General features: G+C 47.6%; 19 protein-coding genes. 6 read left to right on the top strand and 13 right to left on the bottom strand.

Annotation, left to right across the window (positions count from 1 at the left end; genetic code table 11):
- Positions 1–3 precede the first annotated feature (3 nt).
- Positions 4–393: a globin domain-containing protein gene (locus GCU44_RS00600; RefSeq protein ID WP_154852411.1), complete on the bottom strand. Its 390-nt coding sequence runs from the start codon at positions 391–393 to the stop codon at positions 4–6.
- Between the two features lie 136 nt (positions 394–529).
- Complete coding sequence (gene pdhA / locus GCU44_RS00595; RefSeq protein WP_092172824.1) at positions 530–1552, bottom strand: pyruvate dehydrogenase (acetyl-transferring) E1 component subunit alpha; 1023 nt, start codon at positions 1550–1552, stop codon at positions 530–532.
- 104 nt (positions 1553–1656) lie between these two features.
- Here pdhA and recF point away from each other — a divergent pair, with 104 nt between their 5' ends.
- A complete protein-coding gene (gene recF, locus GCU44_RS00590) occupies positions 1657–2769 on the top strand; it encodes a DNA replication/repair protein RecF (protein WP_154852404.1) in 1113 nt (370 codons plus the stop codon).
- On the opposite strand, the gene GCU44_RS00585 is transcribed toward recF, so the two are convergent.
- Positions 2766–3182: a DoxX family protein gene (locus tag GCU44_RS00585; RefSeq protein WP_154852402.1), complete on the bottom strand. Its 417-nt coding sequence runs from the start codon at positions 3180–3182 to the stop codon at positions 2766–2768. The two genes, recF and GCU44_RS00585, sit on opposite strands and share 4 nt — an antisense overlap.
- 297 nt (positions 3183–3479) lie before the next feature.
- On the bottom strand, positions 3480–4379 hold the full coding sequence (locus GCU44_RS00580) for a nucleotidyltransferase family protein (RefSeq protein WP_154852399.1): 900 nt from the start codon (positions 4377–4379) through the stop codon (positions 3480–3482).
- A gap of 381 nt (positions 4380–4760) precedes the next feature.
- Between GCU44_RS00580 and GCU44_RS00575 the strand changes: the two genes are divergently transcribed.
- Both GCU44_RS00575 and GCU44_RS00570 read left to right on the top strand, forming a co-directional pair.
- On the top strand, positions 4761–5099 hold the full coding sequence (locus tag GCU44_RS00575; RefSeq protein WP_154852396.1) for a P-II family nitrogen regulator: 339 nt from the start codon (positions 4761–4763) through the stop codon (positions 5097–5099).
- Between the two features lie 58 nt (positions 5100–5157).
- Entirely contained in the window at positions 5158–6390 is a 1233-nt protein-coding gene (locus GCU44_RS00570; RefSeq protein WP_154852393.1) for an ammonium transporter, read from the top strand.
- A gap of 419 nt (positions 6391–6809) precedes the next feature.
- Here GCU44_RS00570 and GCU44_RS00565 read toward each other — a convergent pair whose 3' ends face one another.
- Both GCU44_RS00565 and GCU44_RS00560 read right to left on the bottom strand, forming a co-directional pair.
- A complete protein-coding gene (locus tag GCU44_RS00565) occupies positions 6810–9131 on the bottom strand; it encodes a M1 family metallopeptidase (RefSeq protein ID WP_154852390.1) in 2322 nt (773 codons plus the stop codon).
- 114 nt (positions 9132–9245) lie between these two features.
- Entirely contained in the window at positions 9246–9827 is a 582-nt protein-coding gene (locus GCU44_RS00560) for a HupE/UreJ family protein (protein WP_154852387.1), read from the bottom strand.
- Between the two features lie 88 nt (positions 9828–9915).
- On the opposite strand from GCU44_RS00560, the gene GCU44_RS00555 reads away from it, so the two are divergent.
- Positions 9916–10410 carry a DUF6702 family protein gene (locus GCU44_RS00555; protein ID WP_154852384.1) on the top strand — a complete coding sequence of 165 codons (495 nt, stop codon included), beginning with the start codon at positions 9916–9918 and terminating at the stop codon, positions 10408–10410.
- A gap of 77 nt (positions 10411–10487) precedes the next feature.
- On the opposite strand, the gene GCU44_RS00550 is transcribed toward GCU44_RS00555, so the two are convergent.
- The 3 genes from GCU44_RS00550 to GCU44_RS00540 all read right to left on the bottom strand — a co-directional run bounded on the left by GCU44_RS00550 (position 10488) and on the right by GCU44_RS00540 (position 15970).
- The gene (locus GCU44_RS00550; protein WP_154852381.1) at positions 10488–11906 is read right to left on the bottom strand and encodes a RagB/SusD family nutrient uptake outer membrane protein; all 1419 of its coding nucleotides are present in this window, start codon (positions 11904–11906) and stop codon (positions 10488–10490) included.
- A 13-nt stretch (positions 11907–11919) separates the two neighbouring features.
- The gene (locus tag GCU44_RS00545; RefSeq protein WP_241684792.1) at positions 11920–14895 is read right to left on the bottom strand and encodes a SusC/RagA family TonB-linked outer membrane protein; all 2976 of its coding nucleotides are present in this window, start codon (positions 14893–14895) and stop codon (positions 11920–11922) included.
- Positions 14896–15418: 523 nt separating this feature from the next.
- Positions 15419–15970 (bottom strand): 2'-5' RNA ligase family protein, encoded by a 552-nt coding sequence (locus GCU44_RS00540; protein WP_154852375.1) that lies wholly within the window; start codon positions 15968–15970, stop codon positions 15419–15421.
- A 165-nt stretch (positions 15971–16135) separates the two neighbouring features.
- Here GCU44_RS00540 and GCU44_RS00535 point away from each other — a divergent pair, with 165 nt between their 5' ends.
- Positions 16136–17047, top strand: a complete 912-nt coding sequence (locus GCU44_RS00535) for a universal stress protein (RefSeq protein WP_154852372.1) — start codon at positions 16136–16138, stop codon at positions 17045–17047.
- 12 nt (positions 17048–17059) lie between these two features.
- Here the strand turns inward: GCU44_RS00535 and GCU44_RS00530 are convergent, their stop codons facing one another.
- On the bottom strand, positions 17060–17983 hold the full coding sequence (locus GCU44_RS00530; protein ID WP_154852369.1) for a class I SAM-dependent methyltransferase: 924 nt from the start codon (positions 17981–17983) through the stop codon (positions 17060–17062).
- Positions 17983–19353: an exopolysaccharide biosynthesis polyprenyl glycosylphosphotransferase gene (locus tag GCU44_RS00525; protein ID WP_154852366.1), complete on the bottom strand. Its 1371-nt coding sequence runs from the start codon at positions 19351–19353 to the stop codon at positions 17983–17985. The genes GCU44_RS00530 and GCU44_RS00525 overlap by 1 nt, the downstream gene beginning before the upstream one ends.
- A gap of 266 nt (positions 19354–19619) precedes the next feature.
- Here GCU44_RS00525 and GCU44_RS00520 point away from each other — a divergent pair, with 266 nt between their 5' ends.
- Complete coding sequence (locus GCU44_RS00520) at positions 19620–20333, top strand: methyltransferase domain-containing protein (protein ID WP_092172301.1); 714 nt, start codon at positions 19620–19622, stop codon at positions 20331–20333.
- Here GCU44_RS00520 and GCU44_RS00515 read toward each other — a convergent pair.
- Together GCU44_RS00515 and GCU44_RS00510 are read right to left on the bottom strand one after the other, a co-directional pair.
- Complete coding sequence (locus GCU44_RS00515; RefSeq protein ID WP_154852350.1) at positions 20323–21480, bottom strand: DUF1972 domain-containing protein; 1158 nt, start codon at positions 21478–21480, stop codon at positions 20323–20325. The genes GCU44_RS00520 and GCU44_RS00515 overlap by 11 nt on opposite strands.
- Before the next feature lie 20 nt (positions 21481–21500).
- Positions 21501–22646 carry a glycosyltransferase family 4 protein gene (locus GCU44_RS00510; RefSeq protein WP_154852347.1) on the bottom strand — a complete coding sequence of 382 codons (1146 nt, stop codon included), beginning with the start codon at positions 22644–22646 and terminating at the stop codon, positions 21501–21503.
- Between the last annotated feature and the right edge of the window lie 9 nt (positions 22647–22655).

Raw genomic sequence — 22655 nt, 5'->3', positions numbered from 1 at the left:
CGCTTAGCCACCTTCCGGCGGATGCCGGTTTACCATATGTTGTGCGGCCCGAAAGAAATAAGTAGTAATGGCTTCTCGTGCTTCCGCTTCCATTGGGATCTGATCCAAAGCCTTCCCCATGCAGCCTAGCCATCGATCACGCATTTCCGGGTCAATGGCCCATTGAAAATGCCTTCTACGCAACATGGGGTGCCCCCTTTTTTCCAAATAGGTAGCCGGCCCTCCAAAGACATGAAGCAAAAACCAATACAAGCGCTGCCGGGCAGGTTCCAGGTCTTTTGGATACAATTTTCTCAGGTCGGGTGTACGCTCCACCTCCTCGTAAAAATGGTCCACGAGTTGGTGAATTTTTTCTTCACCCAGTAGGGTATAGACGGAAAGCGGGGCTGACATGGGGCAAAGATAGAGAAAACGGCGCTACTACCGAAGAAAAGTACTTCGAGCAGGGATTGAACTGGTCTGCACCCAGGTAAACAAAAAGCCACCCGCGTATACGAGTGGCCTTGGTAATCGGTGGAATGCAAGACGTCTAATCTCGAACAAATGGATAGTCGTCTTCGACGTACACGTCTTTGAAGGCGTCCTCTCCTTTCGGCCAGGGGGATTCTTCGGCAAATTTCACCGCATCGGCTACCTGCTTCTTCACCTTGGCTTCTATTTCTTTGATCTCGTCTTCCGATAGAATTTTGTTGTCGAGGATGGTGGCTTTCACCTGCTCCACCGGGTCGCGCTGCTTGTACTCCTCCACCTCTTCTTTGGTCCGGTATTTTTGCGGATCGGACATGGAGTGTCCTTTGTAGCGGTAGGTACGGAATTCCAACAAGGTTGGGCCATCTCCTTTTCTGGCGCGATCGGCTGCTTCTTTCACCGCTTCGTGCACTTCCTCCACATTCATGGCGTCTACCGGAAAGGAGGGGATATCATACGATTCACCCAGGGTGTATAACTCGTCCACATTGGAGGAGCGTTTTACCGAGGTACCCATGGCATACCCGTTGTTTTCGATTGCGAATATCACCGGAGATTTAAACAGCATGGCCAGATTCAATGCCTCGTGAAAGGCTCCCTGACGCACCGCACCGTCCCCCATATAGCAAATGCAAACATTTTTTGTACCCTTGTACTTTTCGGCAAATGCGATACCCAATCCCATGGGAATCTGCGCACCAACGATGGCGTGCCCTCCGGCAAAATTCTTCGATTTATCGAATATGTGCATGGATCCACCTTTGCCTTTGGTGGTGCCGGTTTCCTTTCCAAAAAGCTCAGCCATTACCGCACCGGGATCCGTTCCCAGCCCCAACGGCTGCGCGTGACAGCGGTAGGCCGTGATCCATTTATCGTCTTTCTCAAGAGCCGTGATGGCTCCTGCGGCGCAGGCTTCCTGGCCTATGTAAAGGTGACAAAATCCGCGGATTTTCTGCTGTCCATACAATTGCCCGGCTTTCTCTTCAAAACGCCTCATGAGCAACATGCTTTCGAACCAATAAGTGTAGGTTTCCTTGGAATATTTTGCTTTAGATTTACTCGTAGTTGAACTCTTCTTTGCCATACCGTATTCTATAAAATATGCTAACTTTGGCCTCAAATATAATGAAATCAACGCAATTTTGCGCCCGTTTGCGAAAATAGTAAAAAACATCCGTTGAATCCCTCATGCACCTGAAAAACTTAGAACTGATCCAATTTAAGAATTACGAACGGGAACAATTGGAATTCAATGCGGAAGTCAATTGCTTTTTTGGGGAAAACGGCGCTGGAAAAACCAATCTGCTTGATGCCATCCACTACCTTTGCCTAACCAAAAGTGCCTTTTTACCCCTGGATAGCCACCATATCCGGCACCAAGGGAGTTTCTTTACGCTAAAAGCAGTCTTCGAGCGGGAAAATAAAACCCTGTCGGTGACCTGTGCTTTTGAAAGCAATAAAAAAAAACGACTAGAGGTAAACGGAAAACCCCACGATCGCCTGAGCGAACACATCGGCTTGCTCCCATTGGTCATGATCGCGCCGGACGATACACAGATCATCACCGGAGGCAGCGAAGAACGAAGAAAATTTTTTGACGGCATGATTTGCCAAACCGACAGCCATTACCTGCAGCTGCTAATCCGGTACCAACACTACTTAAAACAACGAAACGCTTTGTTGAAGCGATTGGCCGAAGAAAAACAGCCCGACCGGTTGCAGCTGAGCCCCTATAATCACCGGTTGATTCAACTATCCTCCGAAATCCACGCCCTACGCCAACGCTTTCTCGAAGCGTTCAATCCCTACTTTCTGGATCACTACGCGGCGATATCCGGAGCCCGGGAAACGGTGGGAATTGGCTACAAAAGTCAGGTCGGTGAACCGGATTTTGACACAAGGTTCGAGGCCTCCATTAATCAGGACCTGACCCTTAAGCGAACAAGCATGGGCATTCATAAGGATGACTTTGTCTTTCAGCTGAACAACTATCCCATCAAAAAATACGGCTCACAAGGGCAAAAAAAGTCGTTTTTGATCAGTCTCAAACTGGCGCAATTCTTTATCTTTAAGGACCTTAAAGGGACCAAGCCTATTTTGCTACTGGATGATATCTTCGATAAACTCGACGATCAGCGGATTTTCCATCTTATGGCAAGGGTTGCAAAAAAAGAATTCGGACAGCTTTTTATTACCGACGCACGGCCGGAACGATCCAAAGAAATCCTTCAGACGATTCAGGCAGCCGCCACATTTTTTACCATCAAGTCGGGGACCATAGCGAATCGGGAAATGGGCTAATACCGGCGTCGCTTCAAAATCTGCCCGTCCAGGGAAAACTTACCTGGGCCGGTTAGCATCAGCACCAAAAATACCAGCAAATACATCAAGGCCTTTTCCTGCTGACCAAACGGGTCGCTTCCGTGTACCACGAAAGCGATAACGGCCATGTTAATAATCATGGGGACAAGAAAAATCCGGCTCATAAATCCCAGTACCAGAAAGATGGCACAAAAAAATTCGGCAAAGATGACCAGTTGCAAGGATACCGCCGAACCCAACCCAATCGGATCGGCAAAACTGTTTAGCCGATCGCTGAAGTTGGTTATCTTGGACCATCCGTGGGTCAGTAGCATCACGGAAGTACCTACCCGCAATAACAATAATGCAAGGTCTGCGCCTATTGGTGTATGAAAAAAAACAATTCGCTTCATCTGTCTTTAAGTTGTTTTTTATGGCCACTTAGCCCGCCCCAATCAGAATTGCGAGATTCCTGCCTACCGGAAGGCGGGTCGCATGGTTGAATGGCATTCCTCTGTATGCCGCTTGCATCCTGTCGCCTACAGGCAGCATCGATTTCATTGGGAGATAGGTTATTTATAACGCTTTACCGAAATAAAGTTACGCAAAATTCTTTCCCCTCAACAAAATTTTCTCAATTGTTTTCTCCTGCTGCAAAAGGGGCTTTGTCTACGAAAAACGCGACAATGCCGCCCCTGCCCGGGAAGATCCTACCAGAGCTTTTCGGGATAAACTCCCGCTGCGTGGAGCTTCTGAAGCGCATTCACCACATACTCCCGGTCCTGCCCGTAGGTCACGCCGAACCATGTTTTGCCCCCCTCCAGTATTTTTATTCGGGCAATTCCTTCTTGAATCAGGGAATTGACCACTTTTGGGATATAGAATTCGGACTTGAGGTTTCCCTGATTTTCTGCCAGAAAAGAAGTCCACAATTTTTCCGTTTGTGCAAAAACTGCCGGATGAAATCCCCAGCAATTCATGGAAACCGGGTTGTCCGGAGCAATTTCGAGTTTTTCTGCCCCGTCCTTATGAAAAATTCCATCGGCAGTACGTGCAATTGCCGTGCGTTCGACCATGCCAGTCAAAAACCCTTCGGGCGTAGACTCGCAAACGCCCCGACTTACCGTTCCGTAGTCCGACAGCACATTTTTGATCGCATAGCCTACCATGCAGTGTAACTGAGGACCGACTTCGTTGCGCAAAAACGCGGAAAGCATTTGAAACGCCTCTTCTCCGTAAAAATCATCCGCGTTGATAACCGCAAAGGGTTCGTTGATGACGTCCTTCGCACATAATAGCGCATGCGCCGTCCCATAGGGCTTTTTCCGCTCGGGATCAACGTAACGATCCGGCACCATGCTATCCAACGATTGAATGACAAACTCTACCGCGACTTTACTGCCAAATTTCGGCACAAAAATCGCCTTCGCCTCATCCAATATTTCCTTTCTGACAATAAATACGACTTTACCGAAACCGGACCGGATGGCGTCGTAAACGGAGTACTCCAGAATCGTCTCCTGATTCGGACCAAACCCATCGATCTGTTTGTCCCCCCCGTACCGGCTACCCATACCGGCTGCTAATATTAAAAGTGTTGGTGCATGCATACGTGACTCTAAATAGCTGATGAATTCCTGAAACAGGAAAAATTTAATTTTCCAAAGGTACTTTTTTTGGGCTTTTCCCCAGATTTATCCCTTGTTTTTTTTATCCCCATAGACCCAATAAAATGAAGGAAGAGGGGATATTTTTATAAACTAATAATCTATCGATTAACATTTTTTTCACCCACATAGGGTCTTTTAAAAGGTGCTGTTATTTATAATCTTGCTTTTTTTTCTAGTTTACGTGTTATTTGGTCCCATTTTCTACTTTTTTTACATTTTTTAGCTAGATTTAATTGCGAAATCGGTTTTGATTTTTAATTTTGTAAAAAACAAAATTTTTAATCATAGATTTAGCAACGAAACATTAACCCTGTTGAAAAAATGAAAAAAATTGAAGCATTAATTAGGACTTCGAAATTTGATGAAATTCACCAATGCCTGTCTGGACTTGGTGTGAAATTTCTGACCTTCTACGAGGTCAAAGGAATGGGCCTGCAACATGCCCGCACCCAAACGTACCGGGGGGTGGCCTATGAACCTACCTTTATTCCCAGAACGAAACTGGAAATCGTTGTTCCCGATGAGTTGGAAGAAGATGTTATCAGCTGTATTCTTAGAGAAGGAAGAACGGGCGAAGTAGGAGATGGAAAAATCTTCGTCTATGATGTGGGGAAAGCATTTCGAATCCGAAATGACGACGCCGGAGAAGCTGCGCTGTAAGCAGCAGCTGCCCCTATTGCTAACCATATTTTATTCCAACTTATAAAAAAATCGAAAAATGAATCAGGAATTATTTACCGTTAACAACCTTTGGATCATGGTGGCCACCATATTGGTGTTTATCATGCACCTGGGATTTGCTGCCCTGGAAGCCGGACTTACGCGGGCAAAAAATACCGTCAATATTCTTTTTAAAAATACGATCATCCCTGCCCTGGGATTGATCACCTACGCGTTTATTGGGTTCAACCTGATGTATCCCGGGGAGGCCTTTTCGGGTGGGTTCTTTGGGATTTCCGGCCTGGGATTGAGCCTTCCCGAGGGTTGGGATAGCGCTGCTTACAACGAAGGATACACCTTTTTTACGGATTTTATTTTCCAGGCCATGTTTGCCGCTACGGCAGCGACCATCGTCTCAGGAGCAGTCGCCGAGCGAATCAAGTTGGGCCCGTTTATTTTCTTTTCGTTGCTTTACGTAGGCATTTGTTACCCCATCGTCGGTATGTGGAAATGGGGAGGCGGATTTTTGGATGCCATGGCTACTCCGTTTTACGATTTTGCCGGGTCCACCATCGTCCACTCCGTCGGCGGCTGGGGTGCGGTGATCGGCGCCTATTTGCTCGGACCACGAATCGGCAAGTATAAGGATGGAAAAATGAATGCGATCCCAGGCCACAACATTCCCCTCGCAACATTTGGTGTGTTTTTGCTTTGGTTTGGCTGGTTTGGATTCAATGGAGGCTCGGTACTCTCCGCCGATCCAGGTGCCGTCTCCCTGGTATTTGTCACCACTGCACTGGCGGCCGCAGCTGGAGCATTTGGAGCATTGCTCGCTTCCTACCTAAAATTCAAAGCGTACGATATCACCATGGTTCTCAATGGCATTTTGGCTGGATTGGTTAGTATCACTGCAGGTGCAGACCTTATGTCTCCCACAGAAGCGGTTATTATTGGATTTATCGGCGGGACACTGGTCGTATTCGGCGTGGTATTCTTCGACAAAATCAAAATTGATGATCCTGTTGGTGCCATCTCCGTGCACTTGGTTTGCGGTATATGGGGTACATTGGCCGTTGGTATTTTTGGGGACCTTGCCAGCGGAGCACAGATTTTATCGCAGCTGATCGGTATTGGCGCCATCGGTGCATTCTGTGTACTTTTCAGTTTCCTTGTATTTTTTATCCTGAAAAAGACTACCGGCATCCGCGTGGACGAGCAGGAAGAAGTGGAAGGACTCGATATCAACGAACACGGCATGCATGCCTATCCGGATTTCGCTACAAAAGAATAGGTTTTTGACTACAGCTATATTTTTGGTTTAAAAGAGGCAGGGAATCCTGCCTCTTTTTTTGACCGCGCGATGATGGGTATTCCTCCCAACTCAATGGACACTTCACCATTTTGTAATATTGTTGAAACGCGCAGGTCAAGTACCGTGCTGCTCCACCGTAGACACAAATTCCTTGCTGAATACCGGGCAGCGCCATACCCACCCCATCTCCCTACACATGAATTTACTGAAGGGGGCTACAAATATACGGTATGCGTGGGGTCAGGATACATAAAGAACGGGGAACCGCAGCGTTAGCACAGCAGGCAGTCTTCGGAAGTAGGGGATTGGAAGATTCAGTGAATGTGCAAAAAAAAGGTACGTTCCCTACCTGGCGGAGAGAACGTACCGTATGGATCAAAGCCGAAGTCAATTCTCGGCTATTTTTTCTTTTTCATGGGATTGGGGCCTGTGGAAGTTCCCCGGGCTGGCTGCTGTTGTTTGAATAATTCAAACTTTGACGGCAAAAATTGCCTTGGCCAGTAGTTATTGGATTCGTCAATATCGGCCGTTTCCCGATAGGGGTCAAGTACAATTTGTTTCACCACTTTCTCTTTTGCAAACACCTTGCTTACCTGGTATTCATCCATTCGCCAGATCTGTGCGGGGACATGCTCTATTTCAGAAGTACCGTCCTCGTATTGAAACTCCAGAATGATCGGCATCACCAATCCACCGATATTTTCGAATTTGATTTCATAAAAGTTTAGCCCACTCTCCAACATGGCACGCTCTTCCGAACTAAGGCTGGCAAGAAAATCTCGATACGCTTTTTCATCATCCGGCCCCACACTGAAGCGGTTGTAACTGTTGTAAAAGTCGGCTGCTTTCGGGTCCCTTTCTACCACCGTTTCCGGAATATCCTTCGCATTCCGTAACCGGGAGATGTACGTTTCTTCCCGCTCGTATACTTCCCGCTCGTCGGCTTTCACCTCCGCAGGTTTTTTGCTATCAATTTTATACCAAGTGACGTCCTGTATGGCAATATCGACCGGATCGGTGCCAAAAAACCAGCCCCTCCAAAACCAATCCAAATCCACGGCGGAAGCATCTTCCAGGGTTCGAAACAAATCGTCCGGAGTCGGGTGTTTGAACATCCAGCGCTGCGCATAGGTTTTAAACGCAAAATCGAACAATTCTCTTCCCATAACGGTCTCCCGCAGGATGTTTAGGGCAGTTGCAGGTTTGGCATAGGCATTTGGTCCAAACTGAATAATGTTCTCGGAATTGGTCATGATTGGTTCGAGCAGGTGCTTTTCGCTGCGCATGTAGGGAGCTATTTTATGAGCGGGTCCCCTTCGAGAAGGGTATTCGCGCTCCCACTCCTGCTCCGCCAAAAATTGCAGAAAGGTATTTAGTCCTTCGTCCATCCAAGTCCACTGTCGCTCATCGGAATTGACGATCATCGGGAAAAAATTATGACCAACTTCGTGGATGATTACCGAAATCATGCCGTACTTAATGGCCTCCGAATAGGTGCCATCGGTATCGGGCCTGCCGTAATTAAAGCAAATCATGGGGTATTCCATACCATTGGTCGCTTCTACGGAAATGGCCACTGGATAGGGATAGTCAAAGGTGCGGGCAGAGTAGGACTTCAGCGTATGCGCGACGACCCGGGTAGAGTACTGTTCCCAGAGTGGATTCGCTTCTTTGGCGTAATACGACATGGCCATGACCTCTTTGCCTCCCAAGGATACGGCCATGGCATCCCAAATAAATTTTCGGGAGGAAGTCCAGGCAAAGTCCCTCACATTCTCGGCCTGATAAATCCATGTTTTGGTTCCTTCGGCTTTCCCTTTCTCCAACTTTTCTGCTTCGGCCTGGGTTCGGATAATGACCGGGGCATCAAAGGTCTTTTTGGCTAGTTCCCAGCGCTCCATTTCTGTTGCGCTCAGCACTTCCTCCGGATTTTGCAATACCCCGGTAGCGCCTACCATGTGGTCAGCCGGTACGGTAATGGCTACCTTATAATCCCCAAAGACCAGCGCAAATTCACCTCTTCCGGCAAATTGCTTGTTTTGCCACCCTTCAAAGTCGGAATACACCGCCATGCGTGGAAACCATTCTGCCATGGTATACAGGTAATTACCATCGCCTTCAAAATACTCATAACCTGGTCTGCCGCCAATAAAACTCATCCGATCATGAATGGAAAAACTCCAGTCGATGTGAAAGGAAACGCTTTCTCCGGGCAATAAGGGCGAAGACAGGTCCAAACGCATCATGGTATGGTTGACCGTGGCAGGGATTTCATTTCCCGCTGCATCGGTAACCGAATAAATCTTCAACCCCAGGTCCTGATCGTGCCAAAGGATACCTTGTAGCTGCCGCAGACCCATTTTGGGTTGGATGCTGCTGCTGCTCATTTTAGGGGTTTCCGAATCGCTGGCCCGTTGGTTCTGATCTAACTGCACCCATAGGTAATCGAGTGGATCGGGAGATTGGTTGTAATAGGTCACCTTTTCCTTGCCTCGAATGGATTGATTCGCATCATTCAATTCGACCTCGATTTCGTAATCGGCTTTTTGTTGCCAATACGCGTGGCCGGGAGCACCAGAGGCTGTCCGGTAAACATTGGGAGAACGAAGCATTGTACCCAATTGCTCGAAGCGGTTGCCGTGTCGCTGTTCATCCACCTGAGCAAAGGCGGCCACTTGAATGGCCATTCCTACCAGAAATGAGGAGAAGATACGTTTCATAAATACGATTAATTTTTAGATGGGGATAAATGGAACCCAAAAGTTAAACTATGGTCGGAATTTACGCAATTAACCCCATTTATTTTTCTTATGGTAAGCAAAAGTGCATCTTTTTTACCAATACTTGCTTTCCAACAACATCATGATCGCCATTCCAAGGACAACGGAGGAAACCACCAAAACCCATTCCTTACGGTTTACACCAAATATTCCTACTGCCAGGGAAGAAACAACCAAAAAGACGATCACGATGACTAACTGTCCCACTTCCAGTCCGAGATTAAATGCAAGCAGGGGCTGAAAGATGGATTGTTCCCTTCCGAGTAAAGAGCGCAGGTAGTTGGAAAAACCCAGGCCATGAATCAATCCAAAAAACAGGGCAAATATATAGTTGATTTGTACCCCCCTTCCACTGGAAGGACGGGGTTTGAGCAGGTTGGCAAAGGCAGTGATCGCGATGGTCACCGGAATCAAAAACTCCACCAGATCGGTATCGATGCGGACGACTTGCAAGGTGGCCAATGCCAGGGTAAGGGAATGCCCGATCGTAAATGCAGTCACCAAAATCACAATTCTCCCCCAATCCCGCATGAGGTAAACGACCGCCAGTGCAATGACAAAAAGAATGTGATCAAAACCCTTCAGATCAAGAATGTGCTGGATTCCCAGATTAAAATATAACTGAAATTGGCTCATACAACGGGTGATTTATTACTTTTGATACGAAAATTTTGTCGTAATATTAATGCATATTTCACAGATAAAACAAAAATCCTTTCTATAAATGCCTGGAATCAACCCCCTACCTGCCTTCCTCATTTTTTGGTCCCTGCTACATCCGTTTTACATAAGCCTGACAGACATGGTGTACAACGAAGGGAATCAGACGATTGAAATCGCCCAAAAAATATTTTGGGACGATTTGGAAGTAGCCCTTTCCCACGCAAACCAGGCGCCGGTAGACTTTCTTGCTCCAGCCGACCCGGCAGCACTGGACAGTATGGTTGCCAGCTACCTGCTCGCACACAACCGCATACTGATCGATGGAGATACCATTCGGCTTCATTACCTGGGACATGAAGTGGAGGCCGACGCCGCCTGGTTTTACCTGGAATCGGAACGAATTTCACCACCAACGCAGGTAACCATTTACAATTCCCTGCTGATCGATGATTTTCCGGAACAACAAAACATTGTCAATTTTTACAAAAACCGAAAGCCAAAAAGCCTGCTTACCCGAAAAGACAAGTTAGAAGGCCTGTTGATCCTGGAAGACTAATCCACCCCATGGGTTGTATCGAAAAAGCCACCCCGGTTTTTTCCAGGGTGGCTTTGCATGTTTAGCGAGACGTTGTTTTAATTGTACCCGTCATTCTGAACCAATTCCGGGTTTATGTCCAACTCGCGTTGTGGAATGGGCAAAATGGTTTTATTCTGGCCTGCCTGAGAGGCTTCAAATTGCTCGTCACCGACTGGACGCAACGCCCTGCCATAGCGTAGCAAATCCATTCTCCGGTGCCCCTCAAACGCAAGCTCTTTGCGTCGTTCTTCGAGGATGAAATCAACGAAATCCGTTTTTCCGGAAAAATCAGCCGCGGCTACCGCAGACAGTCCGGCCCTTTCCCTGAGTAAATTGATCAAATCCAGTGATTCCTGATTCACCCCGTCAAGTTGAGCCAATGCTTCTGCTCGGTTCAGCACGACTTCGGTGGTTCGGATGATGGGCGAATTATCCGAATGGTTTACCGGATCTGGAAATTTTGTCGTATACATTCGTTCATTTTCCCCTTCTTTGGAGAGTTCGGTCAAGCGTCGATCGGTGGGATCGTATGACTCCAGCAAGTATTCCGAAAAGGGCGCATCCCCTCTCGCGCCATCTTCTGCTGGGTTGTAATACGAAGCCCATCCGCCGGAACCGGTCCGTCCATTGTCAATCTCCGAATTCTGGATGGAGAACACGTATTCTGCATTGTTTTCACCCCAGAAATCGTAATTGGAAGCCAACCCATAGAGCGCTTCGTTTTCCAAAACATCTTCCGCACGATCGGCGGCCAATTGCCAGTCCTCGCGGTACAGGTGAACGCGGGAAAGCAGCGCATTGGCGGCTCCCTGCGTGGCCCTTCCCCGTGTGAAGCTCGACGACTCGTAGGATACTGGCAAATCATCCAGGGAATTCGTTAAATCACTTAGAATGAATGCGTGTACTTCCCCTACAGTACTTCGGGGATATCCGATGATTTCGCCAGTGAATGCCTCTGAAACGATGGGAATGCCTGCGGCACCTTCACCGCCAACCTGCACAGGTTGCGCGAAAAGATTGACCATTTGGAACATCAACAAGGCCCGCATAAACCTCGCTTCGGCCACAAACTGCGCCCTTTCTTCCGCTGTCAGGGATTCATCCGGAGATTCCGGGGTGAATTGAATGACGGCATTCGCTGCCAGGATAGCGCGGTAGTGCCTTCTCCAAAGATCCCGGATCGTGGCATTATCCGATTGCGTGGCGTACAGGCGAATGTCCTGTAAGGTCGGAAAGGACCCGATAAAATCCACGTTATCGGATTGGAAATCAGCAATCACGTGGGGCAGGGATCCGAAAACTTCAAATTCCTGACTAAGCGAGTACACACCCAATAGCGAGCCTTCGACGGCTTGTTTGTCGGCAAAGGCCAATTCAGTTGAAAGAGATTGCTGCGGATCGATGTCTAAGTCTTCACAGGAAAACAAACTTCCTCCGAGCAAGCCTGTATAAACGATTGTTTTTAAATTTTTCATGGCGATACTTGTTTTAAAATTCCAAAGACACACCCAGGGTAATGGATTTCGCCTGGGCGGGAGTAAAGAAGGACTCTCCCTGCCGTTGATTGTTTCCTCCACCATCGTTCACTTCAGGTTCCAAACCCGCTTCGAGGTTAGACAAGGTGAAGAAATTTTGGAGCATCCCATATACCCGGGCGCTTCGGATGATCTTGGTACGTTCTATAATCCCGGTTGGAATGGTGTACGTTAGCGATAAATTCCGCAATCGGATATGATCCCCCTTTCTCATTTGCTGGGTGGATCGCTGCGCAAAGGAAGACTGGGTATCCCCGTTAAGTTTGGGAGCAAAACTGTTCCTGTTATCGTCTGTCCAATAATTCAGCAATTGCGGATCCAGGTTAAACGAATTCAGGTTGTTTGGATTGTTTAGGAATCTCAAATCATCGTACATGATATGATTTCCCTCGACGAAGGTGATCAGTGCTGACAATACCAGGCCTTTGTAGGTAAAGGTATTTGTCAAACCGCCGGAAAGCCTGGGGATCGCCGAACCCACAATCACCCGATCGTTGGCGCTGTATGTATTCGTGGTTTCTCCGTCCTTGGTCAACCATTCCGCTTCACCCGTTTCCGGATTAATCCCTTGGTATCGCACCAGGTAAAACGTATTCACCGGGTGTCCCTCGATGGCACGCTGACTGGAAGACCCTTCCACAAAACGGCGGTCTTCGTTGTCTTTGGAAGCGCCTGGCAGGTCCAAAACTTCGTTTTGCAGGAACCCTGCGTTTAGGATCGTTCTCCATTCAAACGAGGGCGTTTGGATATTGGTGGACTGGATCATCAGATCGACCCCCCTGTTTCGCATGGATCCTGCATTTTGCGTCAGGCTGGCATAACCCGTGGTGTAGGGAATGGGCACATCCAGCAAAAGGCCCTCTGTGTCTTTGTTCCAAACCGATGCTTCAATGTCCAATCGGTTGGATAACAGGCTGGCGTTGACGGTTAGGTCAAACTGTGCCGACTCCTCCCAACCCAATAGTGGGTTTGCTGGCTGGCTGGGATAAATACCCGGGCTGCCGGCATAATCTCCCAGCGTACCTGCCTGGTAGAGTCCCAGCGATTCAAAGTTGCTGATCCGGTCGTTACCGGAGGTACCATAACTAACGTTTAATTTAAGGAAATCCAGCCAGCTGCTGTTTTGCAAAAAACCCTCTTCAGAAAGGATCCATCCGCCCGACAATGCCCAAAAGGTACCGTACCGATTATTTGCGCCAAACCGGGAAGATCCATCTCTTCTAGCACTTCCTTCGAATAAAAATTTGTCGTCGTACCGGTAATTCAAACGGGTAAAATAGGAAGCCAACCGCCAATTGGTACCCGTGGCACTGGTAATGGTAGGCGTGGCTGCAGAGGCAACGTTGGGCAGTCTATCGCTGACAAAACCAGAGCCCTCTACCGTGATGCTGGAAAAATCGGACTGTTCGTACGAATAACCCAAGAGTCCTCCCACATAATGGTCTCCAAAATATTTCTGGTAATTCAGGGTATTGGTAGACAACCACTTATAGTCCTGTATGATGCGTTTGTAGCCACTTCCGGTGGGTTCTACGATATCCGGATAGCGAAACGTCTCCTCGGTCTGAATCTGATCAATCCCCCAGTCGGTCCGAAATGTCAGATCGGGGAGTACGTCTACCTCAAAAAACGTATTGGCAGTGGTCCGCCGCGTGATGTAATCCGTGATAGCCAGATCTTCAATGGCCAACAAGTTGGGGACAAATCCAAGACGGGTATAATTTCCATTCTCGTCGTAGGGACGATTGTAGGGCAAGTGCAGAAACGCTGAGGTAAGTGGCGCGTACGTACTGTTATCCGAATTGATCCTGTCGTTATAGGTTTTGGCCAACCCGATGTTGGCACCAAAACGGGCCTTGTCGGAAAACTCGTGGGTCATGTTCAGACGACCGTTAAATCGGTCGAGCTCGTTTCCGAGCGCATACGTATCCTGTTTGAAATAGGTTCCGGAAATGAAATACGTAGTCCGATCGCTACCGCCCGACGCACTCAGGTTCAGGTTTGAGATGGCTCCCTGCTGTATTACCGCATCTGGCCAATCGAATCCCTGCTGCGGCAGGTCCGTGATCGGCGTGCCCGTACGAAGAGAGCGGTATTCGTTGTATTGTTGCAAGGACATATAGGGACGTACGGTCGTGGGATTTTGGATCCCCTGGTAGTAATCCACGTTGATTTTGGACTGCCCGCTTTTTCCCTTCTTTGTTTCAATCAAGATGACACCGTTTGCACCCCGGGAACCGTAAATGGCAACTGCCGATGCATCCTTCAACACCGAGATGGACTCGATTTCGTTTGGATTCAATTCCATCAGTGGATTCAAAGCCACCGCTCCGGACGTATTGGAATAGTCGTCGCTACTTCCGTCATTCAGGGGCACGCCGTCTACCACGAACAACGGCGAACCACCCGCTGTGAGCGAGGCCACGCCACGAATTCGGATGTTTTGCTGCGAACCGCCCACTCCGGAAGTACCGGTAAGCTGCACGCCGGCTGCCTGGCCTTGCAAGGCTTCCTGTGCAGTAAACACGGGCATACGCTCGATCTGCGAATTGTCGAGGGTAGAAATGCTTTGCAGGGATAATTTGCTCGACTGCGTACCATAGCCCACAACGACCACTTCTCCCAAGGTCTTCACATCTGGCTCCAGAAACACATCCAGCTGATTTTGATTCCCAATGGTTTTCTCCTGGGTTAAAAAACCCACAAAACTGTATACCAACACATCGGACCCTTCGGGTACCGTCAATGAATAGGAACCATCAATATCTGTGATTGTCCCTACCATGGTACCTTTTACGCTCACATTCACACCGGGTATCCCCTGTGGCTCTTCTTCGGAAGTGACCGTACCGGTCACCGTCCTACTTTGAGCCTTCAGGGAGATTACCGCCACTAGCACGAATGCCAGGCTAAGTAAAACTCGCTTCATTTGAATAAATAGATTAAGGTTTTTTAACAATAATTAAAGTGCAATATTCCATTAATTTATTTATAAACACAAAATGATTGCTAAATCATAGTGCAAACCTCAATCAAAAATATTTTGTATTCTAGAAGAAAAATAAAATGGGGATGTTGAAGAATTTTCGTTTGACTTGAATAATTATAGATAAATTGATTATTATTTCTATTTTTTAAAAAATATTATTTTATTTGATGATTTTATGTGTCTTTTAAATGATTTTTTCGAACCATAGACGATACTCCCTGATTGATTTTATTTGATTGGTCACCATTTTACCAGCGAAAATTTGTTAAATATGCCTACAACGCGAATTTACTTAGCAGTATGTTACCAGTATCTTCCCGATAAAACCATGAAAAACCAAACTTAATATAGGTAGTGGTCCTTTTTACAGAATAATCATAATTTTTAAAAAAAGTATAATTTCTATAAATCCAATCCGGTAGCTGCCGGTTTCGGCCCGGTGTGCCTCCTAATAAACCAAACCCTAGCCCTTTAATTCAAACCAGTCCAGCACTTCCCACACGGATCCTGCTTTTTTTAATAAAGCTACTCGCTGCACGTCCATTTGCCGCGTTTCAAATCGCTGCCGAAGAAAATTCATCAAGGCGTCAAACCGCTCCTTTTTTATATCCCGAAACGCAACGGTAAGATGGGGTTGGTAATTCAAATCGCTCAACTCAATCTGTTGGCCCAGTTGCCGCTTTCCGAACCGGACCAGGCGCGCTTGCAGGTCTGGTAAATCCGGTGGCCCATCTACACGCAGGTAGGCTACTCGCATGCCGAAATGCCCGACGCCTGACAACCCCAACGAGAAAGGCTTTTCCGCTTCAAAAAACCGCCTCAACCGGTTGGCGAGGTGCTGCTCTTTGTTCTCGTTGTGAGAAAACGGCATTTTAAGGGTAATATGCGGAGGTGACTTCAGAGCAAATTTGAAACCAAACCGATCGTTAATCGCTTGTTTCAAGGCCGAAATTTCCTCCCGCAGCGGATCTTCGGGAACGATGGCAATAAAATATTTCCGAATTGGTTTTGGCATTGGCTGACTATTCTGCACAAAGAAACGGCCCTGTCTGCGACCGGTGCTCTCTTATTTTTCGAAATTTGAATAAAAAAAACGTGAAAAGAAGTACTCAAAAGGTTAAATTCCTAATTTTAAGACCTATTCACACGTCATAAAAACGACCTATAAAGGGAAATACCAATGAGTCAATTCAAAAAAGCAATGGTAGGCTTGGACCTGTCACCGATGGATGAGACCCTGATCAATCAGATCAAATCGCTAGCACCGATTTTTCGCATGGAAAAAGTGTATTTTGTTCATGTCGCAAAAAATCTGATTTTGCCCGAGGAAGTAAGCCAGTCCTATCCAGATCTGATCGCTCCGGTGGACGAGACCATTGCTTCGGAAATCGAACACGAATTGGAAAAGGTGCAACCTGCCCTTGAGATTCCGTATGAAATCATTGTCAAAGAAGGAAATGCCCAGGAAACCATGTTGCGATGGGGAAAAATCAAGGACATTGACTTGCTGGTGATGGGAAGAAAAAAAGGGAAATCCCCTTCCGATTCGCTGGTAAACAATCTATCCCAAAAGTATCCGCACCCGGTACTGTTGCTTCCTGCCGCATACAGCCGAGGCAGTTTTCAAAAGATCCTCTTGCCTATCGACTTTTCACGGCACTCCGTGGTTAGTATTTCCCTGGCTACCGGTATTGCGGGGAAAACAGGAGCCGAAATCCAATGTTGCCATTTATACGAGGTGCCCCGTGGTTACAGCAAGACCGGGAAATCGTTTGAGGAATTTTCTGCGATCATGTTGGAAAACGCTAAAAAAGACTACAAAAAGTTTCTAGCGGAAAACAACTTGCCTGATTTTCCTTGTGAATTTATCCTGCGTCATGCCAAAGACGAAGCCGATAACATCATGCAGCATGCCCGGGAGGTCGGCGTGGATCTTTTGATCATTGGTAGCCGGGGAAGAACCAAATCAGCCGCGGTATTGCTGGGTAGTGTAGCCGAAAAACTGGTCAACACCAACCACGAAATACCCATGCTGGTCATGAAAGAACCGGGTGAAAACATGAGCTTTTTCGAAGCATTGTTTCGCTTGTGACGGAAGCGGTTGCTAGATGGGTTTCCGAAAATAAAAAGCAGCCTGATCTCCCTTTTGCGTTTGGTTCAAAAGTTTCGCTCTTTGTTCGTAGTCCCGCATCTGTTCGGCAGAAGGAATTTTCGAAGGATTCCTGTCGGATAGCGAAGCGCCGTCCCGGTACCGCTGACTTCCCCAAAATTGAAAGGAGGTGCTGTCGAATTCGGTACGAAAAAGTTCCAAACCGTATCGCCGGGCGAGCCGTTCCATGCCGGTGACGCTGGGTATGAAATAATGCCTCGGGGCATCTAGCTGCACCCAGTGTTCACGAAAGGTAGACCAGGCTTCTCCGTCCGAAACGGGTACACGAATCAGCAGCCTTCCTCCAGGTTGTAGCAAGCTGGCAAGTTTGGCAAAGGAGGCATTGGGGTCCCGCATGTGTTCAAACGCATGATGCAACATGATCACCTGAAAGGTTCCCAGAATCTGGTGCAGCTCTAGTTTAAACAATTCCAAGCCGCTGGCAACGCGCAGGGGCTCCGCCAAAAAGGGGTCAAACCCCGACAAGTGCTTGTATCCACTGGCATGCATCTCGTACAACAGCTGACCATTTCCACAGCCTATGTCTGCAATTTGATCGCTTTCCCGGGCAGCCAGGTGGTGCAGCCAGTTTCCGTAAACCGGTCGGAACAAGGAAAGTCCAGAAGCACGGTACAAGAGAAGCCTGATCTTCTTCATCCAGCGCACGGGTACAGTGGAACGGGACAACCCGGTAAAGGAATAATATGCCGCCGGATAGTAGCTCCCCATATTCGTAGGGGGAGAAAGCTGTTGGATGGTTCCGCACTCGGGGCATTGGGTGTACGCAAAGCGTTCACCCGAACCAAACATCATCTCGCTTACCTGGTAAACCGGACCTTGCGTAGCACTAAAGCAGATCAGGCATTTGTATGCATCCATCAATAGATTTCGTCTCTTCGGGCAATTAATTCGCCCATGGTTTTGTAAACAATGCGCACATCCAGAAAAAAGGACCAATTGCGTATATAAAAATGATCGAGCCGAACCCTTGAACGTATCTGCCAAAGGTTCGCTATTTCACCCCGGTACCCCAGCACCTGCGCCAATCCGGTGATTCCCGGCTTTATCCGGTGCCGGTTGTCGTAATAGTCCAGTCGCTTTTTAAATTCTTGGTTCATTGGCACCGTATGGGGTCTGGGGCCTACCACCGACATATCGCCTTTTACTACATTGAAAAACTGCGGGAGCTCATCCAGGGAAAAGCGCCGCAAAAATCTTCCAACCCGGGTTACACGGGGATCGTTTCTGGTCGCCTGAAGGGTATCTGCCCATGGATTGTCCAACATGGTCCGGAATTTTATGCAATAAAACTCCCGGTTGTTGAGCCCGGTTCGTTTTTGAAGAAAAAATACCGGCCCTTTGGATTCCCACCTGATCAACACTGCCACCAGTGGAATGAGCCAGCTCAACACCGAAACCAATACAATCAGGGAAAAAACAAGGTCAAAAACACGTTTAAAAACCCGATTCATCAAGCGATCCAGTGGTATTTCATTGACATTGACTACCAAAAATGACCCGTACCTGCTGAAGGACATCTCTTTGTTCCATTGCAAATGAGGACCAGGGATGATTTTAACTTTTATATGGTTTTCATCTGCATGTGCCACGATTTTTCGCACCAACTCCGGGGAAATTTCCTGGCTTAAGTACACCAGATCGAGCGCTTCTGTTGCTGCCGGTAAAAAAAAACGCGCTACATCCCCCAGACTTTCCTCTCCCCCCCACTTGGTATCGTAAAACCCCAGGAATTTGATACCCAAGGCTTTGTTGGTCTGCAAGGTATGGGCCAGCCGGATACTCAATTGATCCCTTCCCAAAATAACCGCTTTCAGGTAATTTCTTCCGCTCCGTCGGTACCGCCGAAGTGCTGCGTGTACCGATACCCGGAAAAATGCCAAAAAAGAAAGGCTCAGTGGATACACATAAAACCCGAATGCCTTTCCATAACCAGCCGCTAGCTGCTCGCGTAGCAAAAAGAAAACAAGCAGCCCCCAGGCGAAGGATCGAAAAAACTGATTGAGGGTGTCCCAGTAGTGGGACGTGCGACCGATTTTGTAGTCCTTTCTAAAAAGCAAAACCAGCACCCAGACCAAGCCAAACAAACCGAACTCCCAGAGGGCCGAGGGCAGTGTGGATTCCGTACGTTCAGCAAGCAAAAACGTGATCAGGCCCAACGTTATCCAGAGAACGATCAACTCCGCCGCTACAAATAGAAAAGGGAAATACCTATAAAAACGTTTTGCCATGAATCAATTTCAACTACGATGGTTGGGCACAGCAGGCAAAAAACCTGATCAATCTCTGGCTACAATTCCCCGTTTCTTTTAACGCACTACCTGCAATATCGAATTATCTGCAACCAATTTTTTGATATTCACTTCAAAGTACACAACTTTGTTGTAAAATTAGGAATTAATTACCATTCAGCCATGGATAGCGGGGAAAATGCCATTGACCTGATCGCCCCCATTGCCTGAACCGACTCCAGGTACACTGGTTGGAAATTTAATCAATGAAACAACAAATAAAACGACTTTTTGCTCCCTCAGACGAGCCAAAATCAATCGGTGGAAGATTCAGGCAGCGCAGATTTCGCTTTTTTGAAACCTGCTTTCGGGAAACGTTCGGGAATCAGGAAAAAATCAAAATTCTGGATGTCGGAGGAACGGAGAGCTTTTGGGCAAACCATACGTTTATTCAACCCGAGCGGATCAGCATCACATTACTGAATCTGGAAAAAGAAACTACCCGACTTCCCCATGTACAAAGTTTGGCAGGAAATGCTACGGATCTCTCGCAGTTCGGGGACCAATCGTTTGACCTGGTCTTTTCAAACTCGGTCATTGAGCACCTGTATACCTTCACCAATCAGAAAAAAATGGCCCGGGAAATTCGTCGGGTAGGCAAAAATTATTTTGTACAAACCCCGAACAAATATTTTTTCCTGGAACCGCACTACGCGCTTCCCTTTTTTCAATTTTTCCCGAACTCCCTTGCCTTTTTTATTTTAACACGTACCAAATTCAGCCGCATGCAGAAATGGGACCCTGCATTTGCCAAGGGCTACCTGGAGGAAATCCGCCTGCTGTCCCTGGAAGAAATGAAGAAGCTTTTCCCGGAATCCAGCATCTATTTTGAAAAGGTACTGGGACTAAATAAGTCCTTCGTGTTCCACACATTGGGCAAAAAAAAGCCCGGCATAGCCAGGCGTTTTATCAGTAGTTAATTTCTACCAGGTTTTCTTTAAGCTTTCGTTTACATAGCACCTTAAATACCGTTTCGTATTCATCGGTGACCGCATCCCAATTGTATTTCTGCGTCAGCCCTTCCCGGGAGTGGTTGCGCAAAGACTCCATTTTTTCCGGAGAAGCCTCGGCCCTATCAATAATCTGAACCACCGATTGGGTATTTTTGTCAAAATACCATCCGTATTTTCCTTTTTGCAGCATCTCCTGGTTAAACCGGGTGTCCATCGCCAGGATTGCGCAGCCGTATCCCAGCGCTTTGAGCATGGCCGGGTTGGTGCCCCCATACTCGTGCCCGTGGAAATAGGCGTAGCAGTTGTGGTACAAGGCAGCCAGTTGTTCCTGATCCCGTACGTAACCGGTAAATACCAGCCGCTTGTCCGGAATGCTTTTCATTTTCTGCGCAAATCGATCGTGGTACGGCACATCGCCGACGATGACCAGCTTGCGCTTGGAGTTGGACCGCACAAAACCGTCCACGATCAGGTCTGCATTGTTGTCGGGTATCAGCCGGCCCACAATCAAATAATAGGACTCCTTCTGCAGACCCCAGGTCTCGATTGTCGTGCTATCGGAAGATGCCCGGGGATTGGCGCCGTAGGCAATCATTTTGGAGGGTGCGTTGAATTTTTCCAGGTAGATTTTCTCCATCTCGTCGGAGTCGGTAATCAGCTGATCGTAGAGTTTAGTGGCGAGACGGGAAGCAAACAGGTAGTACCGGGCGCCGAGACCTTTCCACTTCGGGCGGAGCCATTCCAGCCCATCCACGTTGATGGCCGAGGGTTTCCCGAAAATCTTCGTAAGAATACCGAATGGGCCATTGGCACTATTGACAACAAAGACCACGTCTACCTTCGAAAAGCAGACGTGAATCATGGACAACAGGGAATTGGTAAGCTGACTCAGGGATTTGGTTTCCACACAGGGCATGTAAACCAAATTAATTCCATTGACTTTTTTGGGCTTTTCTTCAAACAACGGGGCATGGCAATAGACCGTCACCGCAATCCCCCGTTGGACCAGTCGTTCTCCCATTTCTTTTACAAACGTCTCGTATCCTCCGTATACGTACGGATATCCCCTTGTTCCTACAATCGCCACATGCAACGGCTTGCTGTTTTTCGACATACTGCTTTTATTTACTAAAATCAAGAAAAAATTTCCACTATCTTCTTGCTATAAGCTGGCAATGAAAAATTTTCCAAAACACACTTCCTCGCATTTAAACCTATTTTTTCAATTAGGTTTTTGTTTTCTATAAGCTTTTCGATGGTATCCGCAGCCCGTACAGGATCGTCCCAGGGAATATGAAAGCCGGTTTTCCCATTAGCAATCATCTCCAACGCACCCCCATGCCCCGTCGCCACTACCGGCTTTGCAGCCGCCATCGCCTCTAAAATCACGGTAGGAAAGGGATCCGGTAAAATGGAGGGAAGAATAAAAATATCCATGGTAGCCAGGGCCTGCGAAATATCCCTTCTAAACCCTAGATTGTGTATTCTATGTCTGTACTCCTTTTCCAATATTTTTCGCTCTAACCCTTCGAACAGGTATTCTTCACCTGGAAACGCATCTCCCACCAAAACAAAATGTAAATTTAAAAACTTTTTAGCTAATTCTTCCGAAATAGCCAAAAAGTATGATTGTCCTTTCCAGCTGTTGACCCTTCCCACCATACCAATCACGTAAGCCTCCTCCGGAATAGCCAACTGTTCCCTCAAATCAGTCGTGGGGTAAAGATACGGATTATAATCTATCCCATTATACACCAAATGGAGTTTATTCCTCGCTATGTACTTTTCCCAATGCGCTTTTACTGCTCCGGAAACCACGATCACTTTATCCGCGGACCGTTGGACCAGTTTTCCCATCAGCCTGGCAAACCATCCAGGTCTGCCAATGATCTCGTGCAGGTGCCAAATGTGGCAATACCCCTTTTGCCTCGCCAGGATCGCCCCCACCCATACGGCCGCCGTATTGGAATAAATGTGGGTAACACCCATTTCTTCTGCCATGGCGGCAAGTCGGTGATAGGCTGCGAATAAAACCTTCACCCGATTTATCAGGCCCCTTGCATTGAAATATTTCCTCCGGATAATGCCCAGCTTAACGAACACAACCCGGACCCCCTCCCGCCTGAGTTCGCTGGCCAGGGGACCGTCTTCGGACAATACCACCACTACCGCGGCTCCGTTTTTCTTCAACAAGCTTGCTGTCAGTAAAAATATCTTACTGGCACCGTACAAATCCGAAGATCCATGAAGCATCAATACCTTCGTGTTTTCTAGTGACATGGACAGGGC

Origin of the sequence: Cyclobacterium xiamenense (assembly GCF_009467825.1) — a bacterium.
Taxonomy (GTDB): domain Bacteria; phylum Bacteroidota; class Bacteroidia; order Cytophagales; family Cyclobacteriaceae; genus Cyclobacterium; species Cyclobacterium xiamenense.
Note: the sequence above shows the minus strand (reverse complement) of the source record. Positions and strands in the feature narration are given on the sequence as shown.

Coding starts and splice junctions, on each gene's coding strand:
- GCU44_RS00580 (WP_154852399.1), bottom strand. CDS start 4,379: ATGCATGCACCAACACTTTTAATATTAGCAGCCGGTATGGGTAGCCGG.
- GCU44_RS00560 (WP_154852387.1), bottom strand. CDS start 9,827: ATGAGCCAATTTCAGTTATATTTTAATCTGGGAATCCAGCACATTCTT.
- pdhA (WP_092172824.1), bottom strand. CDS start 1,552: ATGGCAAAGAAGAGTTCAACTACGAGTAAATCTAAAGCAAAATATTCC.
- GCU44_RS00525 (WP_154852366.1), bottom strand. CDS start 19,353: ATGGCAAAACGTTTTTATAGGTATTTCCCTTTTCTATTTGTAGCGGCG.
- GCU44_RS00515 (WP_154852350.1), bottom strand. CDS start 21,480: ATGTCGAAAAACAGCAAGCCGTTGCATGTGGCGATTGTAGGAACAAGG.
- GCU44_RS00535 (WP_154852372.1), top strand. CDS start 16,136: ATGAGTCAATTCAAAAAAGCAATGGTAGGCTTGGACCTGTCACCGATG.
- GCU44_RS00575 (WP_154852396.1), top strand. CDS start 4,761: ATGAAAAAAATTGAAGCATTAATTAGGACTTCGAAATTTGATGAAATT.
- GCU44_RS00565 (WP_154852390.1), bottom strand. CDS start 9,131: ATGAAACGTATCTTCTCCTCATTTCTGGTAGGAATGGCCATTCAAGTG.
- GCU44_RS00550 (WP_154852381.1), bottom strand. CDS start 11,906: ATGAAAAATTTAAAAACAATCGTTTATACAGGCTTGCTCGGAGGAAGT.
- GCU44_RS00585 (WP_154852402.1), bottom strand. CDS start 3,182: ATGAAGCGAATTGTTTTTTTTCATACACCAATAGGCGCAGACCTTGCA.
- GCU44_RS00540 (WP_154852375.1), bottom strand. CDS start 15,970: ATGCCAAAACCAATTCGGAAATATTTTATTGCCATCGTTCCCGAAGAT.
- GCU44_RS00600 (WP_154852411.1), bottom strand. CDS start 393: ATGTCAGCCCCGCTTTCCGTCTATACCCTACTGGGTGAAGAAAAAATT.
- GCU44_RS00545 (WP_241684792.1), bottom strand. CDS start 14,895: ATGAAGCGAGTTTTACTTAGCCTGGCATTCGTGCTAGTGGCGGTAATC.
- GCU44_RS00555 (WP_154852384.1), top strand. CDS start 9,916: ATGCCTGGAATCAACCCCCTACCTGCCTTCCTCATTTTTTGGTCCCTG.
- recF (WP_154852404.1), top strand. CDS start 1,657: ATGCACCTGAAAAACTTAGAACTGATCCAATTTAAGAATTACGAACGG.
- GCU44_RS00520 (WP_092172301.1), top strand. CDS start 19,620: ATGAAACAACAAATAAAACGACTTTTTGCTCCCTCAGACGAGCCAAAA.
- GCU44_RS00570 (WP_154852393.1), top strand. CDS start 5,158: ATGAATCAGGAATTATTTACCGTTAACAACCTTTGGATCATGGTGGCC.
- GCU44_RS00510 (WP_154852347.1), bottom strand. CDS start 22,646: ATGTCACTAGAAAACACGAAGGTATTGATGCTTCATGGATCTTCGGAT.
- GCU44_RS00530 (WP_154852369.1), bottom strand. CDS start 17,983: ATGGATGCATACAAATGCCTGATCTGCTTTAGTGCTACGCAAGGTCCG.